Genomic DNA, 14,278 nt, shown 5'->3' with positions numbered 1-14,278 from the left:
AGTCACGGCGGGAACCGGTCCCGCGTTCCAACGCCCCGATCTCGTCGTGGTGCCCTCGAACTCCGGTTCAGCTCTCCGACAAGGCACGTAACAACGTTCGCAGCGCAGGTCCGAACGCGTGGCCCGGAGGAGCGGCGTAGCCGATCACCAGACCCTCCTGTCGCCGCCGCTCGTCCATCCAGTGCTCGGCCAGACCTTCCACCGCCACGGAGTGCCGACGCAGCCGTCGCAGCACCCGTTGTTCGGAAAGCCCTTCCGGATCCAGCCGCAGCGTCAGGTGCAGGCCTGCCGCTATCCCCGCGGGGTACAGCTCGTGGCGCACCTTCCGTTCGGTGAGCGCGGCCACGATCCGCCGTCGACGTCGCTCGTAACCGGCTCGGCAGCGCCGCACGTGTTGATCGTAGCTTCCGGAGCGCAACATCTCGGCCAGGGTGAGTTGTTCCGTCACCGGGGGTGTCCGGTCCCCGTCCGCCTTCCGTTCGCGCACCGGCTCCACCAGTCGTTCCGGCAACGCCAGCCAGGCCAGCCGGAGTCCCGGCGCCAGGGTTTTGCTCGCCGTGCCGGCGTAGATCACGTGCCGAGGCGCCAGCCGTTGCAGCGCCCCGACCGGCTCGCGGTCGAACCGGAACTCACCGTCGTAGTCGTCCTCGACGACCAGCCTGTCCTCGCTGTGGGCGAGTCCGCTCAGCTCGGTGCGCCGTTGCGCGGACATGGTCACGCCCAGCGGGTACTGGTGTGCCGGTGTCACCACGACAACGGGGCTGTGCGAACCACGCGGATCGAAACCCGCCTCGTCCAGCGGAACACCGTTGACCCGCAGGCCCACCTCTTCGGCGATTTCGCGCAACTTCGGCAACGAGGGGTCCTCGAAGTCCACCGAAGGCGTCCCGCGCCGCAGCAGGACCTCCCCGAGGACCCGCAGCGCCTGGCCGTACCCGCCGAACACGGCGATCCGCTCCGGGGAGGTGCGGACTCCCCGAACCCTCCCCAGGTACTCGGCCAACGCCTCGCGCAGCAGCGGATGACCCGCCGGGTGACCGTAGTCGAGCTCGGTGGCGGGCACGTGCCGGAGCGCGCGCTGCTGCGCGGCCAGCCAGGCGGAACGCGGGAACATGCTCAGGTCCGGCTTGCCGGGACGCAGGTCCCAGCGGAGTTCGGTGGGCCGCCGGACGGCGGGTTCCCTGCTGTACTCGCGGACCGGGGATTCGGTGGCCGCGACGACGGTCGCCGCCCCCTGCCTGGCCAGCAGCAGTCCTTCGGCCACGAGCAGCTCGTAGGCGCGGGTGACGGTGCCCCGGGACACCCCGAGGTCGGTGGCCAGCTCCCGGGTGGAGGGAACCCTGCTCCCAGCCGGGAGCCGGTCCTCCCGGATCGCCGCTCGAAGTGAGGCGGCCAGTTCGCTGCTGCCCACCCTCGCCCGCCGGTCGAGGTGGAGGTCGATTCCACCCGGGCCGGTTCGATCCGGACTGGACCCGTTGTCACGCATCGAACTGGACCATATCCGCGCCCCACGAGCTCGTAGATTCGCACCATGACCGAACAACGCATGAATCTCGCCGAATCGACTCCCGAGGTCTACCGCGCGATGCGGAACCTGGAGCAGTCGATCCAGGAGGAGCTCAAGCGGGCAAACGTGGAGAAGGAGGTGTACGAGCTGGTCAAGATCCGGGCCTCGCAGCTCAACGGCTGCGCGTTCTGCCTGGACATGCACCTGTCGGACTCGCGTGAGCTGGGTATAGCCCAACAGCGGCTCGACGTGCTCCCCGCCTGGCGGGAGGTGGGGCTGTACTCCGAGCGGGAACGCGCGGCGCTCGAACTGGCCGAGGCGATCACCCTCGTGAGCGAGAGCCACGTCGACGACGAGGTGTGGCAGCGGGTGCGCGGGATCTTCTCCGAGTCGGAGACGGCCGCGCTGACCTGGGCCGCCACGGGCATCAACATCTGGAACCGGCTGGCGATCACCTCGCGCGCGCAGCCGCCGAGCCGGGGGTGAGCCGAGGACTCGGACTGATCGGTTCAGCGTGGGAGCGGGCTCCCGCTCGGTTGGTACTCTTTCGGTCGTGGCGGTGATCCGGACCCCCGGTACTTCGGATCCTTCCGGGCGCGAACCGATGGGGCCGGGGTGTTCGTCATCGGCTCGTTCGCGGTGGAACGGCGAGAACGGGTGAACTTCCTGGAGCCGTTCGACGCGATCGTGCGACCGTCGGAACGGGACACCCGGTGAGTGTCCGGATGCCGTCGTTATCGGCCATGTCGAGCGTTTCCGGGTGCGCGGCCCGGAAATACCGAACCGAGCAGGAGCAGCCCTCATGACCGACAGGCAGTCCGGACCCGCCCAGGCCGGCGGCCACCCCGGTGCGCTCCGGCAGTTGAGCTGGTCGGAACGACTGCGCGGCGCGTTGCTCGGCGGAGCGGTCGGTGACGCGCTGGGTGCCGGGGTGCGTGGTTGGAACTCCTCCGCCATCCGGCAGTGGCTCGGCCCGCGCGGTGTCGTGGACAACCTGCCCGTGTTCGGTAACCGCGGTGGTGTCACGGATCTGACCCAGCTGATGGTGTTCACCATGGACGCCCTGCTGCGCGCCCGGGCCACGGGGGAGCAGGATCCGCTGCAGGTGATCCGTGCCAACCACATGGCCTGGCTGTACACCCAGGGTGTGCCCTGGCCGTACGCCATGTCCGGCTATTGGCGCAGTCATCCCGAACCCACGGGTTGGCTGCTCGGCAGATCGGAGCTTTTCTCCACCCGAAACCCGGGTGGTCCCGCGCTTCGTACGCTGTCGGCGCTGACCGACCGGATACCGGCCGAACAGCTCACCTCCGGGCAGCCCTCGGCCGTTCCACCCGAGGAGCAGCCCTTCGCGGACTGTCTGGTGTGGACCGCCCCGGTGATGGTCTGGAGTGGCGAGGCCCGGACCGTCAACGCGGTGGCATCGCGGGTTCCGTGGCTGCTGACCTCGAACTACGAGACCCGCGCCGCCTGCGCGTTGTACTCGGACGTGCTCGGCGCACTCATCAACGGCATCCCGCTGTGGGACGCGGTGCGCTCCTGGGAACTCCACCGCTCGCAGCTGGAACAGGGCGTTCCGCCCGCGGGCGTGCTGCGGACGTTGCACGCGGCCGTGTTCACCGCTCGACAGGGCGGACCGGTCGATCCGCGTGTGCTGGACATCGAGTTCTGCCCGTCCCACGGGCTGGGCGAGCTGGGGATCGCTTTCGCCTCGGTGGCCTCGGCGGCCACGTTCGCCGACGCGGTCACCGCCGCGGTCAACCACTCGGCGGACAGCAGCATCGCCGGGGCGCTGGCCGGACAGTTGGCCGGGGCGGTGCACGGGGCGGCGGCCATTCCCGAACGGTGGGCCGCCGAGCTGGAGATTCGCGAGATCGTCGACACTCTGTCCGCCGACGCGGCGGAGGCGTTCGCCCCGCCGCCACCCGCTCCGAAGTGGGCGCAGCGCTACGTCGGTGACAACGCCGAGCGTGCACGCGGCCTGGACTCCGCCGCCTGGACGGTGGACGCGGCCGCCCCTCCCACCCAGGTGCTGCCCGCGATCGGGAAGGAGCACCAGCCGTCCCCGGACCCCCCCGTCGATCCCCAACCCCCCGTCGATCCCCAACCGCCCGTCGATCCCGAACCGCCCGCCAATGCCGAGGACGAGGCCGGCGAGACCACTGTGGAGAGCACCGCGGCTCGGACCCCCGTGCCGGGGAGCGGTCCGGGAACCGATCGGATCGTGTTGCGCGGGGACTCCGAACGATCCCCGGACTACGGGACGGCCCCGAGTTCCGAGCAAGTCCCCGAATCTCCCTGGCAGGAGCCGTCCGGGGCGAGCACGAGCAGTGGTGGCTCCGGCCCGGTGGGGGACATCGCCGACATCGACCACCCGGAGAGCACACCCGTTCCCAGCGTGGACGAGGGAATTGTCGACTCGGCCGACCCGCTGGCGCGGGGGTATCTCGCTTCGCCGCGGGAAGAGCGTTCCGCCGCCCCGGCGACCTCGCAAGGCGACCCCGGTGACGGAACCGGCGAGCGTGCGGATCCGCTTCTCGCGCCGGAGGACACCGAGACATCGGCCGCGCCGCGGATCCGGTTGCCCGGCGTCGACCAGCTGCCACCGTTACCGGGCAGCAGAACCACCGGAGCCCCACCCACCGAGACGGCTTCACCGGAGCTCTCCTCGGTGCTCGATTCGTCCCCCGACGTGCCGTGGCCCCCGAAGGCCGAACGACCGGTCGGGCAGGACGCGGCGGGAGCGGTGGAGGACGAGGAGGTGGCAACGTCTCCGGAAGGAGCTTCGCAGGTCTCCGAACCCGGTGGTGCGCCGTTCGCGGCGCCGCTCACCAGCACCCTGGATGCCTCCACCGCAGCGGAGAGCGGTCAAGGGGCTCCCGTCGCGCGGGAGATCGCCGCGGAGTCCGACCTCCTCGTCGAAGGGGATCCCGAGCAGGCGTGGCCCGAGCCGACCCAGGGGAGAAGCCACGCGACAACTGCCGCTCCCGGTCGGATGACCGGTGACGGTCCCGGTGATCAACCCGCCGAACACGTTCCCGACCATCCCGCCGAATACCCGGCCGAACACCCCGCGGACCACTCAGCCGACCACTCGGCCGGGCGTCCGGCCGGGCATGTCGAGCCTCCGGCCGAGCCCCCGAGGGAGCGGGAGGACTCGTCGATCGAGTCCACCGCCCGTCCCTCCGGTGGTGACTCCGCATCCGATGGCGACTCCGCTGCCGGTACGCCGCCGAGCGGCACCCCTTCCGGGAGGGGACACGCGATCGCGGAGGACGCCGATGCGGCCCCGCACTCGCTGACCGAACGAATCCTGGGGTGCCTGCTGGGTGGAGCGCTGGGGGATGCCCTCGGGGCGGGGATCACCCCGCTGAGCGCCGAGGAAATCACCGAGCGTCACGGCACGGCGGGTCCCGGGGAGCTTCCGGAGTACGCCGGGACGCCCGGCTCGGTGACCGCGGCCACGCAGACCGTGCTGTTCAGCACCGAGGGGCTGATTCGTGCCTGTACCGGGCACTCGACCTCACCGGATGCCGTGGACCCGCTGCCGGAGCTGCGGCTCGCGGCCCAGCGTTGGCTGTACAGCCAGGGCGTTTCCTGGCGATGGGCGCTCGGTGACCTGATCGACGAGCATCCGGAGCCGGACGGTTGGCTGGTCGAGGTGCCCGAGCTGTTCGCCGTGCGTTCGCCGGGCTCCTCCGTGTACAGCGAGCTGGAGGCGTTCGGTGAGCGTTCCGCGCACGGTGAGCAGACGGCTCCCGTGGACAACTCCACCGGTTGTGGCGCGCTCGTACGTGCCACTCCGGCGGCGTTCTGGTCCGCCGAGCCCGTCGAGGTCTTCGAGGTCGGGGTGCGGTTGGCCTCGCTGACCCACGGTCATCCGAGCGGCTATTTGCCGGCCGGGGCGTTCGCGGTGATCGTGCAGCAGGCGGTACTGGGCAAGGGACTCGACGAGGGGGTGTGGCTGGCGCTCCAGGTGCTGGAGACCTGGCAGGGGCACGAGGACACCAGCGCGGCGCTCGCCACCGCGGTGGAGGTCGCCGCCGAGGGCACGCCGGATCCCGAGCGACTCGCGCGGCGGTTGGGCGGTGGCCGGAGCGCGGCCGAGGTGCTCGCCATAGCCGTGTGCGCCACGTTGGCTTCGGAGGACGTGCGTGGTGCGCTGCGCCTCGCCGTTCGCCACTCGGGTAACAGCAGTGCCAGCGGAGCGGTCTGCGGCTCCGTCGTCGGGGCGTTGCTGGGCGTGGGGGCGCTGCCGATGGACTGGTTGGCCGAGCTCGAACTCCGCGAGGTCGTGCAACGGATGGCGATGGACTGCGTCGCGGCCTTCGACGCTCGCCTGCGGCCGGAGGAGAACTCCGATGCGAGCTCCCCAGCATCGGACGGTGAGTGGCGCCGCCGCTATCCCTCCCGAAGCGTCGGGGAGAGCGAGGCGGGCCCGGCTCGTCCCGGCCGCCCGCCGTCGATCGACGAGTCGCCGGGGCCGCTCGTGGAGTCGGCGGACTCCGGTGGGGAACTTCCCGCTCCGGAAGTCGGGTGGCGCGACGGGGGCGAGGAGCGCGTCGCCTTCGACACCTCGGTTCCGGCCGACCCTTCGGACTCGTGGTTCGACGCCGGGCAGGTGCCGAGTGCCGGAACCGGTTCCGGCGGGAGCACCGGATGGACCGAACCCGGCGAACCGGAAGCGGGAACCGATGGTGCCGCGTTCGGTTCGGATGCTCCGGCGGGTGGGGAAACCGGGGATTCCTTCCCCGAATCGGATGATGTTCGACGAACCCACGTGATTCCGGCGGTCTCCGACGAGGCCGCTCGCCCCGAGACCCCCGGCCGCCCCGAGACCCCCGGCCGCCCCGAGACCCCCGGCCGCCCCGACACCCCCGGCCACCCCGAAAGCCCGGGGCGCACCGATGTCGCCGGATACTCCGAGACCACCGGTCACCCTCCCGTTCCCGACCACCCTGCCGTTACCGACCACCCCGCGGTACCCGAGCACCCCGCCGAGCCCGCTCGCGACAGCACGGCCTCGGACAACGCCGGCCCCGAATTCGCCGGGGCCCTCTGGGGCGGAAGCGCGACTCCGACCGAGGGGGGTGATCGGGGGGACGACTCCGGATCCCGGCTCCGGCCGGAAGCCGAGGGGCGCTCCGCCGGTTCCGGCGAGGCGGCACCACGTCCGCAAGTGGGGCGCGGCGAGCGGGAAGCGGGCAGCGACCAGTCGCACCACCCCAAACCGGCTCCTCGCCGGATCAACAGCGTCAGCTCCGGACAGCTCGACGTGCTGGACGACTCGTGAGAAAACCGCTCCCCTCCGGCACTGTCCCGTGCACGAGTGCTCGAGCGCGAGGCCGCCGCAGGAGCGGGCCGGGGAAGTGCTCGGGTATCCACAGTTCGGGAGCCGGGACGGCGGGTGCTCGCGCTCTCTTGTCTTCCGCAGTAGAGTCGGGTGCGGACGTTGGCGAGTCGGGCGCGCACCCCCGTTTTGACCCTCTGCAAACGGGGCAGGTATCTTTATGACTTGGACCCGAAACCCCTCGGGTCACTCCGCATGTCCGTGCGCGAGAACCGCCCGCGTGGTCGGCGGGGGAGCGCCCGTGGATGGTGCGGAACTCTCCTGACGGCCCACCGGGGCTACTGCCCGCTGGGACGCCGCCCCGCCGAACGGCTGAGGAATGGGCGACACGCCCGACCTCGTGTCGCGGGTGAGGGCGCGGGAGAGGCCCAAGTACACAGAGACCTACGTACGCGGTGCTCGGCGCCAGGGGTGCGAACGGTGCTCGAACGAGCGCTGCTGTTAACGAGTACCACCAAGACGCGAACGCTCGAGAAGAAAGCCGGTCCATGCCCACCATCCAGCAGCTGGTCCGAAAGGGCCGCCACGACAAGGCCGCGAAGGTGACGACCGCGGCGCTCAAGGGAAGCCCGCAGCGCCGTGGTGTGTGCACCCGCGTGTACACCACGACTCCGAAGAAGCCGAACTCGTCACTGCGCAAGGTCGCTCGTGTCAAGCTCACCAGCGGCGTCGAGATCACGGCCTACATCCCCGGCGAGGGGCACAACCTGCAGGAGCACTCGATCGTGCTCGTCCGCGGTGGCCGTGTGAAGGACCTCCCAGGTGTCCGCTACAAGATCATTCGCGGTTCGCTCGACACGCAGGGCGTGAAGAATCGTAAGCAGGCTCGTAGCCGGTACGGAGCGAAGAAGGAGAAGAGCTGATGCCCCGGAAGGGTCCTGCACCGAAGCGGCAGCTGAACGCCGATCCCGTGTACAGCTCGCCGCTGGTCACTCAGCTGGTGAACAAGGTCCTGGTGGACGGCAAGCGCTCGCTCGCCGAGCGCATCGTCTACTCCGCGCTCGAGGGGTGCCGCGAGAAGACCGGCACCGACCCGATCGTGACGCTCAAGCGCGCGCTGGACAACATCAAGCCCTCACTGGAGGTACGCAGCCGCCGTGTCGGTGGCGCGACCTACCAGGTCCCGGTCGAGGTGCGCGCGGGCCGCTCCACCACACTGGCCCTGCGCTGGGTGGTCCGTTTCTCCCGGCAGCGTCGTGAGAAGACGATGACCGAGCGCCTGACCAACGAGCTGCTCGATGCCAGCAACGGGCTCGGTGCGAGTGTCAAGAAGCGCGAGGACACGCACAAGATGGCGGAATCCAACAAGGCTTTCGCGCATTACCGGTGGTGAGGCCGGGCACGGCTGTATTGCCCGCCTCGGCTCACCGATTCGACGGCTTCAGGCTTGCTGTAGGAACGGGGACTAACTCGTGGCACGCGACGTGCTGACCGACCTGACCAAGGTCCGCAACATCGGCATCATGGCCCACATCGACGCGGGCAAGACCACCACGACCGAACGGGTTCTGTACTACACCGGGATCAACTACAAGCTCGGTGAGGTACACGACGGCGCCGCGACGATGGATTGGATGTCGGAGGAGCAGAAGCGGGGTATCACGATTACCTCGGCTGCTACCACGACGTTCTGGCAGGAACATCAGATCAACCTCATCGACACCCCCGGGCACGTCGACTTCACCGCCGAGGTGGAGCGTTCACTGCGCGTGCTCGACGGCGCTGTCGCCGTGTTCGACGGCAAGGAGGGGGTCGAGCCCCAGTCCGAGCAGGTGTGGCGCCAGGCGGACAAGTACGGCGTCCCGCGCATCTGTTTCGTCAACAAGATGGACAAGATGGGCGCCGACTTCTACTTCACCCTCGGCACCATCCGGGAACGACTCAACGCCAAGCCGCTGGTGCTGCAACTGCCCATCGGCAGCGAGTCCGACTTCGAGGGTGTTGTCGACCTGGTCAGCATGAAGGCGCTGACCTGGCGCGGTGACGTGGCCAAGGGCGCGCAGTACGAGATCGAGGACATCCCGGCCGAGCTGGTCGAGACCGCCAACGAGTACCGCAACGAGTTGCTCGAGTCGGTCGCCGAGTCCAGCGAAGAGCTCATGGAGGCCTACTTCGGCGGTGAGGAACTTACCGTCGAGCAGATCAAGCAGGGCATCCGTGCGCTCACGCTGAGCCAGGAGGCCTTCCCCGTGCTGTGCGGGACCGCCTTCAAGAACAAGGGCGTGCAGCCGATGCTGGACGCGGTCGTGGAGTACCTCCCCTCGCCGCTGGACATTCCCGCGGTGCAGGGTGTGCTGCCCGGCTCCGGCGACGCCGCCGAGCGGCAGGCCAGCACCGAGGAGCCCTTCTCGGCTCTGGCGTTCAAGGTTGCCGTGCACCCGTTCTACGGCAAGCTCACCTACGTGCGGGTCTACTCGGGCAGGATCGAGCAGGGTGCCCAGGTGATGAACACCATCCGGGACCGCAAGGAGCGCATCGGCAAGCTGTTCCAGATGCACTCCAACAAGGAGAACCCGGTCGAGGAGGGACAGGCCGGGCACATCTACGCGGTCGTCGGGATGAAGGACACCAGCACCGGTGACACCCTGTGCGACCCGCAGAACCAGATCGTTCTGGAGTCGATGAGCTTCCCCGACCCGGTCATCGAGGTCGCGATCGAGCCCAAGACCAAGGCCGATCAGGAGAAGCTGTCCACCTCGATCCAGAAACTCGCCGAAGAGGACCCGACCTTCCAGGTCAAGTTCGACGAGGAGACCGGGCAGACCATCGTCAAGGGCATGGGTGAGCTCCACCTCGAGGTCCTGGTCAACCGGATGAAGACCGACTTCAAGGTCGAGGCCAACATCGGCAAGCCGCAGGTCGCCTATCGCGAGACGATCCGCAAGTCGGTCCAGAAGCACGAGTTCACGCACAAGAAGCAGACCGGTGGTTCCGGCCAGTTCGCGCGTGTGGTCGTCAACCTGGATCCGATCGAGCAGAGCGCGGAGAGCGCGACCTACGAATTCGACAACCAGATCACCGGTGGGCGTATCCCCCGCGAGTACATTCCGTCGGTGGACGAGGGCGCGCAGGACGCCATGCAGGTCGGTGTGCTGGCGGGCTATCCGATGGTCGGTGTCAAGATGACCTTGGTGGACGGCCAGTACCACGAGGTGGACTCGTCGGAAATGGCGTTCAAGGTCGCCGGTTCGATGGCGATGAAGGAGGCCTGCTCCAAGGCCAGTCCCGCGCTGCTCGAACCGTTGATGGCGGTCGAGACGACGACACCCGAGGAATACATGGGTGAAGTCATCGGCGACCTCAACTCCCGCCGTGGTCACGTTCAGGCCATGGAGGAGCGTGGCGGTTCCCGCGTTGTCAAGGCGCTGGTTCCGCTGTCCGAAATGTTCGGGTACGTGGGCGATCTGCGTTCCAAGACGCAGGGTCGCGCGAACTACTCGATGGTGTTCGACTCCTACGGCGAAGTTCCGGCGAACGTGGCCAAGGAGATCATCGCGAAGGCCACGGGGGAGTAACTCCGCTGTGGCCCGGCATCGGCCCGTTTCCGCGCTCGGGACAGCGGGCCGATGGCACAACCCGACAGGACTCCGCCCGGAGCTGGCTCCCACGCGAGAGGGCGCGTGACCCGAGCCCGTGGCGGGGCGGAAATGATGACGAGTCCAGGAGGACATTCCAGTGGCGAAGGCGAAGTTCGAGAGGGACAAGCCGCACGTCAACATCGGGACCATCGGTCACGTTGACCACGGCAAGACCACGCTGACCGCGGCTATCACCAAGGTCCTGCACGACAACCACCCGGACCTGAACCCCTACACGCCTTTCGAGGACATCGACAAGGCGCCGGAGGAGAAGGACCGCGGGATCACGATTCAGATCGCGCACGTCGAGTACCAGACCGAGGCGCGGCACTACGCCCACGTGGACGCTCCGGGCCACGCGGACTACGTGAAGAACATGATCACCGGTGCCGCCCAGATGGACGGTGCGATCCTGGTCGTGGCCGCCACCGACGGCCCGATGCCGCAGACCCGCGAGCACGTGCTGCTGGCGAAGCAGGTCGGCGTCCCCTACATCCTCGTCGCGCTGAACAAGGCCGACATGGTCGACGACGAGGAGATCATGGACCTGGTCGAGATGGAGGTCCGTGAGCTGCTCAGCGAGCAGGACTTCCCGGGCGACGACGTCCCGATCGTCCGTGTCTCGGCGCTGAAGGCCCTGGAGGGCGACGCCGAGTGGGGTCAGAAGATCATGGAGCTGCTCAACGCGGTGGACTCCAGCGTTCCGGACCCGCAGCGTGCCACCGACCAGCCGTTCCTGATGCCGGTGGAGGACGTCTTCTCCATCACCGGTCGCGGGACCGTGGTCACCGGCCGTGTCGAGCGCGGTGTCATCAAGGTGAACGAGAACGTCGAGATGGTCGGCATCAAGGAGAAGCCGATCAACACGACCGTCACCGGCGTCGAGATGTTCCGCAAGCTGCTCGACAGCGGTGAGGCCGGCGACAACGTCGGTCTGCTGCTGCGTGGTGTCAAGCGCGAGGACGTCGAGCGGGGCATGGTTGTCATCAAGCCCGGCTCCACCACTCCGCACACCGAGTTCGAGGCGCAGGTCTACATCCTGTCCAAGGACGAGGGCGGCAGGCACACGCCGTTCTTCAACAACTACCGTCCGCAGTTCTACTTCCGTACCACCGACGTGACCGGTGTGGTGACCCTTCCCGAGGGCACCGAGATGGTCATGCCCGGTGACAACACGGAGATGTCGGTGCAGCTCATCCAGCCCATCGCCATGGAGGAAGGGCTGCGCTTCGCGATCCGTGAGGGCGGTCGTACCGTCGGCGCGGGTCGCGTCATCAAGGTCAACAAGTGATGGCAGGGTTCCGGACCCGGTGGTGACCGGACCCGGAACCCACCCCGATTCAGGGTCGACGCACTCGGTGTGTCACCCTGAACGGGTTGCCTGTTGAGGCGGCCGAACTTCGTGACCCGTGTGAATCACGGTTCGTGATCGGTTCGGCCGCTTCGACGTGGGCACGCCGTTGCCGTGAATTTCCTTCGCGGGGCGGCGTTCCGGTTGCGCGGGTGCCGCCGGACAGACGTTCCGGCCGGGGCCGATAGGTGGCAACCCGAGGTGTACGGATCCGTGTGGATCCATCTCATCGGCGTGGATCGATGGGACCGGTTGCGTCGCGCGGGCGACACGCCCGACCGCGTGTGCCGGGCACCCAGACACCTAAACAGGGGCGGGCTGCGAAACCGTGGTGTCGCGTTCGCGAGATCGGGCAGGTACGTGCGTCGCACGTGACCGCCGGATCGCCGCGACGTCGGCGCCGGGTCTGCGCACCGCGCTAGGTACTAGCGGCACGAGACTAGAGGAACGGCAAGCCACTATGGCGGGACAGAAGATCCGCATCCGGCTCAAGGCCTACGACCACGAGGCGATCGACGCGTCCGCGCGCAAGATCGTCGAGACCGTGACGCGCACCGGCGCTTCGGTCGTCGGGCCGGTGCCGCTGCCTACCGAGAAGAACGTCTACTGCGTCATCCGCTCCCCGCACAAGTACAAGGACTCGCGGGAGCACTTCGAGATGCGGACGCACAAGCGACTCATCGACATCGTCGAGCCGACACCCAAGACGGTGGATGCGCTCATGCGCATCGACCTGCCGGCCAGTGTCGATGTGAATATTCAGTGAGCGGTCGACGCGCATTCGTTTCAGTGACAGGCGGCGGAGAGAACGAGACCCATGTCTGAAAGGCAGATGAAGGGGATTCTGGGCACCAAGCTCGGGATGACCCAGGTCTTCGACGACAACAACCGGGTGGTCCCGGTGACGGTCGTGCAGGCCGGGCCCAACCTGGTGACCCAGATCCGTACCAACGAGAACGACGGCTACCAGGCCGTGCAGCTGGCGTTCGGCGCCATCGATCCGCGCAAGGTGAGCAAGCCCCGTGGGGGCCAGTTCGCCCGCGCCGGAGTGACGCCGCGTCGTCACCTGGTCGAGCTGCGCACCTCGGACGCCAACGACTACGAACTCGGCCAGGAGCTGAAGGCCGACGTGTTCGAGTCGGGCGCCCAGGTCGACGTGGTCGGCACCAGCAAGGGCAAGGGCTTCGCCGGCACGATCAAGCGGTACAACTTCGGCAGGCAGCCGATGAGCCACGGTACCCAGGCCGTGCACCGCAAGCCGGGCTCCATCGGTGGCTGCGCTTACCCCGCCAGGGTGTTCAAGGGCAAGAAGATGCCCGGCCGTATGGGCGGTAACCGCGTGACCACCCAGAACCTCAAGGTGCACCGGGTCGACGACGAGTCCGGGCTGCTGCTGATCAAGGGGGCCATTCCCGGCCCGAACGGTGGCCTCGTGCTGGTCAAGAGCTCTACGAAGGGTGGTGCGTGATGGCCGCGAAGCTCGACGTCCGTACCCCGGAAGGCAAGACCGACGGGCAGGTCGATCTGCCCGCGGAGCTGTTCGACGCGCAGGCGAACGTGCCGCTGATGCACCAGGTCGTGACCGCCCAGCTCGCGGCGGCCCGGCAGGGTACGCACTCGGTCAAGACCCGCAGCGAGGTCTCCGGCGGTAGCAAGAAGCCGTACCGCCAGAAGGGGACCGGTAACGCCCGGCAGGGCTCGATCCGCGCCCCGCAGTTCGTCGGCGGTGGCACGGTGCACGGCCCGACCCCGCGGGACTACTCGCAGCGCACGCCCAAGAAGATGAAGGCGGCCGCCCTGCGCGGCGCGCTCTCCGACCGGGCGCGTTCCGAGCAGCTGCACGTCATCAACCAGGTGACGACCGGCGACAAGCCTTCCACCAAGGAGGCCAAGGCCGCGCTGCGCAACGTCACCGACGCCCGGCGCGTGCTGGTGGTGCTCAACCGCACCGAGGAGAACGCGTGGCTGAGCCTGCGCAATCTTCCCCACGTGCACATCATCGACCCCGGTCAGCTGAACACCTACGACGTTCTGGTCAACGACGACGTCGTGTTCAGCAAGGAAGCCTTCGAGCGTTTCGTCGCGGAACGGTCTCCGGGTCGTTCGGCCAAGACCGCGGTCACTTCCGACGCGACTTCGAGTCAGGCTGAGGAGGCAGACCAGTGATCCCCGATCCGCGAGACATCATCATCGCGCCGGTGATCTCCGAGAAGAGCTACGCCCTCATCTCGGAGAACCAGTACACGTTCCTGGTGCGCCCGACCTCCAACAAGACCGAGATCAAGATCGCGGTCGAGAAGATCTTCGGCGTGCAGGTCAAGAGTGTCAACACGATCAACCGCCAGGGCAAGCGCAAGCGGACCCGTACCGGTTTCGGTAAACGCAAGGACACCAAGCGGGCGATCGTGACGCTGTCCCCCGATAGCAAGCCGATTGAGATCTTCGGCGGTTCGGCCGCCTGAAACGGGCGTTCGCGACCGACCGAAGGAGAC

General features: G+C 68.3%; 11 protein-coding genes. 10 read left to right on the top strand and 1 reads right to left on the bottom strand.

Annotated elements, in window-relative coordinates; all coding sequences use genetic code 11:
• Positions 1 to 67 precede the first annotated feature (67 nt).
• Entirely contained in the window at positions 68 to 1,486 is a 1,419-nt protein-coding gene (gene pdxR, locus BLR41_RS02960) for a MocR-like pyridoxine biosynthesis transcription factor PdxR (protein ID WP_092626244.1), read from the bottom strand.
• Between the two features lie 45 nt (positions 1,487 to 1,531).
• Here pdxR and BLR41_RS02955 point away from each other — a divergent pair, with 45 nt between their 5' ends.
• The 10 genes from BLR41_RS02955 to rplW all read left to right on the top strand — a co-directional run bounded on the left by BLR41_RS02955 (position 1,532) and on the right by rplW (position 14,248).
• On the top strand, positions 1,532 to 1,993 hold the full coding sequence (locus tag BLR41_RS02955) for a carboxymuconolactone decarboxylase family protein (RefSeq protein WP_092626242.1): 462 nt from the start codon (positions 1,532 to 1,534) through the stop codon (positions 1,991 to 1,993).
• Between the two features lie 316 nt (positions 1,994 to 2,309).
• Positions 2,310 to 6,800: an ADP-ribosylglycohydrolase family protein gene (locus tag BLR41_RS02950; RefSeq protein ID WP_092626240.1), complete on the top strand. Its 4,491-nt coding sequence runs from the start codon at positions 2,310 to 2,312 to the stop codon at positions 6,798 to 6,800.
• 545 nt (positions 6,801 to 7,345) lie between these two features.
• Entirely contained in the window at positions 7,346 to 7,720 is a 375-nt protein-coding gene (gene rpsL, locus BLR41_RS02945; RefSeq protein WP_043570381.1) for a 30S ribosomal protein S12, read from the top strand.
• Entirely contained in the window at positions 7,720 to 8,190 is a 471-nt protein-coding gene (gene rpsG / locus BLR41_RS02940) for a 30S ribosomal protein S7 (RefSeq protein WP_092626238.1), read from the top strand. Before rpsL ends, rpsG begins: the two co-directional genes overlap by 1 nt.
• Before the next feature lie 79 nt (positions 8,191 to 8,269).
• Positions 8,270 to 10,372 carry an elongation factor G gene (fusA, locus tag BLR41_RS02935; protein ID WP_092626236.1) on the top strand — a complete coding sequence of 701 codons (2,103 nt, stop codon included), beginning with the start codon at positions 8,270 to 8,272 and terminating at the stop codon, positions 10,370 to 10,372.
• Positions 10,373 to 10,532: 160 nt separating this feature from the next.
• Positions 10,533 to 11,726: an elongation factor Tu gene (gene tuf, locus BLR41_RS02930; protein WP_092626234.1), complete on the top strand. Its 1,194-nt coding sequence runs from the start codon at positions 10,533 to 10,535 to the stop codon at positions 11,724 to 11,726.
• A gap of 520 nt (positions 11,727 to 12,246) precedes the next feature.
• Positions 12,247 to 12,552, top strand: coding sequence for a 30S ribosomal protein S10 (rpsJ, locus tag BLR41_RS02925; protein WP_017976809.1), 306 nt, complete (start codon positions 12,247 to 12,249; stop codon positions 12,550 to 12,552).
• 51 nt (positions 12,553 to 12,603) lie between these two features.
• A complete protein-coding gene (gene rplC / locus BLR41_RS02920; protein ID WP_092626232.1) occupies positions 12,604 to 13,254 on the top strand; it encodes a 50S ribosomal protein L3 in 651 nt (216 codons plus the stop codon).
• A complete protein-coding gene (gene rplD, locus BLR41_RS02915) occupies positions 13,254 to 13,952 on the top strand; it encodes a 50S ribosomal protein L4 (protein ID WP_092626230.1) in 699 nt (232 codons plus the stop codon). The genes rplC and rplD overlap by 1 nt, the downstream gene beginning before the upstream one ends.
• Positions 13,949 to 14,248 (top strand): 50S ribosomal protein L23, encoded by a 300-nt coding sequence (gene rplW, locus BLR41_RS02910; RefSeq protein ID WP_092626228.1) that lies wholly within the window; start codon positions 13,949 to 13,951, stop codon positions 14,246 to 14,248. The genes rplD and rplW overlap by 4 nt, the downstream gene beginning before the upstream one ends.
• The last annotated feature ends 30 nt before the right edge of the window (positions 14,249 to 14,278 follow it).

It is taken from the genome of Actinopolyspora mzabensis, assembly GCF_900101095.1.
Lineage (GTDB): Bacteria > Actinomycetota > Actinomycetes > Mycobacteriales > Pseudonocardiaceae > Actinopolyspora > Actinopolyspora mzabensis.
This window is presented reverse-complemented; position numbering and strand designations above follow the sequence as displayed.